We start from the raw sequence: 2,860 nt of genomic DNA on the forward strand, positions 1-2,860 counted from the left end.
CTTCGCTGCGATGCGGCGACCCGACAAGCCAGCTCCTACGGGCAAACGGCCTTTGTTTTTTCGACTTAAGTTGCCATCTATGCTCAAACGCCTTGCCTGGCTGGCGCTGTGTGCCTGCGCCCCGCTGTCCGCCGCGCCTCACATCGACCCACAACGTTTGCAGCAACTGGCCAACGACCCTTTCTGGATATCCCTGGGCCATTACGAAACCGCCAAGCTCGGTGGCTGGCGCAGCTATGTCAGCGACCCGAAATTCTTCCTCGCCGCCGATGGCAATGAACACCCGGACAATGAATTGGCTGCTACCGTACAAGCCTTGTACGCCCCGGCCAGTACCGGTGAACAGCACGCACAATGCGTCTACCCGGCCCGCACCCGCTGGCTCGAAGAGCAGCTCGGCCTGACCGGCCTGCCGACGCCGGCCTGCGCCGAATTCAAGCAATGGTTCAAGGACGTCTCGCCCGACAGCGCGGTGATGATCTTCCCGGCGGCGTACCTGAACAGTCCATCCTCGATGTTTGGCCACACCCTGCTGCGCATCGATCAGGCCGAAGTGAAGAGCGACAAGACTTCGCTGCTCAGTTACGCGATCAACTTCGGCGCCTACATCGAGGGCTCGGACAACAGCATCCTCTATGCCTGGAAAGGCCTGATGGGCGGCTATCCCGGCCTGTTCGCGCTGGTGCCCTACCAGGAAAAACTCTCGGAATACCGCAGCCTGGAAAACCGCGACCTGTGGGAATACCGACTGAACCTGACCCAGCAGGAAACCGCGCGCATGGTCGAGCACGTCTGGGAGCTGAAGCAGATCAAGTTCGACTATTTCTTCTTTGACGAGAACTGCTCGTACCGCTTGCTGGAACTGCTGCAAGTGGCCCGCCCGAGCCTGCGCCTGACCGAGCAGTTTCCACTCACCGCCATCCCGACCGACACCGTCAAAGCCGTGAAAAATGCCGGGCTGGTGGAATCCATCCAGTATCGTCCGTCCCGGGAACGCGAGTTGCTCAGTCGCGCCGAACCGTTGACCCCTGAAGAGCAGCAATGGGTACTGAACGTCAGCGCCGATCAGAACCAATTGCAGGACCCGGCGTTCAAGGCACAACCCCGCGACCGCCAAGCGCTGATCATCGATGCGGCCTATCGTCTGGAACGCTACCGCGCCAATGGCCGGGAGCGCGACCCGGCGCGCGCCCAGCGCAGCTTCGAACTGCTGCGGGCAATCAACCAGAACCCGGCGCCGGAGCTGGATATCCCGCAACCCGGCCTGCCTGAAGACGGTCACGAGTCCCGTACCTGGCAACTCGGCCTCGGTACCCGTGGCGATAAAGCCTTTGGCGAGTACGGCTTGCGCATGGCTTATCACGACCTCAATGACAACAGCGAAAGCTTTCCCCTTGGCGCGCAGATCGAAATCCTGCAATTGAAACTGCGCCAGTACGAAGGCAATGACTGGCAAGTGCAGCGACTGGACCTGGCGACCATTCGTTCCCTGACCCCGCGTAACGAGTTGCTGCAACCGCTGTCATGGCAAGTCACCGGTGGTCTGGAGCGGGTGCCAGGCAAGCATGATGACCAAACCCTGGTCAGCCACGTCAACGGCGGTGGCGGTGGAACCTGGCAATTGGGCGACGATCTGCTCGGTTTTGCCCTGGGCACCGTGCGTATCGAACACAACAACGACTTCGCCGCATTCATCGCGCCGGCCGTTGGTTTCAACAGTGGCGTGCTGTGGAAAAACCCGCTGGGCAACTTGAGCCTGGAAGCCAAGGGTGATTTTTTCACCAATGGCGAAGTGCGTCGTAACCTGAGCCTGAATCAGCAATGGGAAATATCCCGCAATCTCGGTCTGCGCTTGAGCGCCCAGCGTGAGTTCAGCCATTTGGCGACGGCCGAGAACGAAGTGATGCTTGAGCTGAAGTGGTATCACTACTGACCTGACACGCTACTCCCACAAGGGAATGGATTTTTCACCGCCCGCGCACACCATCCTCGCGAGCCAGCTTCTAGACTTTCCTTATAGACCCCAGGGGGCCGGGGTTCCGAGATGCGGCGTTGCGTGGTCGTGGAGCGCGGTGGATGAGCGCAACAGTCATCAGGAAGAATGGGGCAAGGCCTGACAGCAACAGAAAAATCAGGATGCCGCCCGGGCCTATCGCTCGCCGTAAGTCGCTTTCAGACATCCAGTGAAACCAGATGCCTGCGACCATGACCCAAACCCTATACCGGGAGAACTCCATGAGCCGTGCCTTCGTCAATGAAGATAACGCCAGCGCGCAAGCCGATCAGCCTGTCGAACGGCAGGTCAGCGCGCAGCCCAATTACGTCACGCCGCAAGGCCTGAAGCTGTTACAGGGCAAAGTCGCCGAACTGCAAACCCTGCATGCCGAGCAATCGGCAAAAGGTGAGCAGGCGGACAAACAGCGCCTGGCCGATCTCGAACGTGATCTGCGTTATTTCAAACAGCGCCTGGGCAGCGCTCAGGTGGTACCCGCCGCGACCTCGACCCAGAAAGTGCAAATCGGCAGTTGGGTGACCTACGCCGATGAACACGCCACCGAGCGCCGGGTACAACTGGTGGGCGAAGATCAGGCCGATGCCGCCCACGGCCTGATCAATTGGGGTTCACCGCTGGGCCGGGCGCTGCTCGGCGCACAACTCAACGACGAAGTACTGTGGCAGCGCCCCGCCGGGGATCAAATGATTGAAGTGATTCGCATCGAACCGACTTAGACGACGCCTTGGGCCAGCATCGCATCGGCGACCTTCACGAAGCCGGCGATGTTCGCCCCCTTGACGTAATTGACCCGACCGTCCTCTTCGCCGTAATGCACGCAAGCGTGGTGAATCGACTGCATGATCG

General features: G+C 60.3%; 3 protein-coding genes. 2 read left to right on the forward strand and 1 reads right to left on the reverse strand.

Annotation, left to right across the window (positions count from 1 at the left end):
* The first annotated feature begins 79 nt into the window (after nucleotides 1-79).
* Nucleotides 80-1,933, forward strand: a complete 1,854-nt coding sequence (locus tag AC1DVH_RS28965) for an Lnb N-terminal periplasmic domain-containing protein (RefSeq protein WP_477756668.1) — start codon at nucleotides 80-82, stop codon at nucleotides 1,931-1,933.
* Nucleotides 1,934-2,235: 302 nt separating this feature from the next.
* Nucleotides 2,236-2,730, forward strand: a complete 495-nt coding sequence (locus tag AC1DVH_RS28970; protein ID WP_477756669.1) for a GreA/GreB family elongation factor — start codon at nucleotides 2,236-2,238, stop codon at nucleotides 2,728-2,730.
* On the opposite strand, the gene AC1DVH_RS28975 is transcribed toward AC1DVH_RS28970, so the two are convergent.
* On the reverse strand, nucleotides 2,727-2,860 hold a 134-nt coding region (locus AC1DVH_RS28975), incomplete at its 5' end, for a hypothetical protein (RefSeq protein WP_477756670.1). The genes AC1DVH_RS28970 and AC1DVH_RS28975 overlap by 4 nt on opposite strands.

The sequence above is a fragment of the Pseudomonas sp. P4_C3 genome (assembly GCF_056402075.1).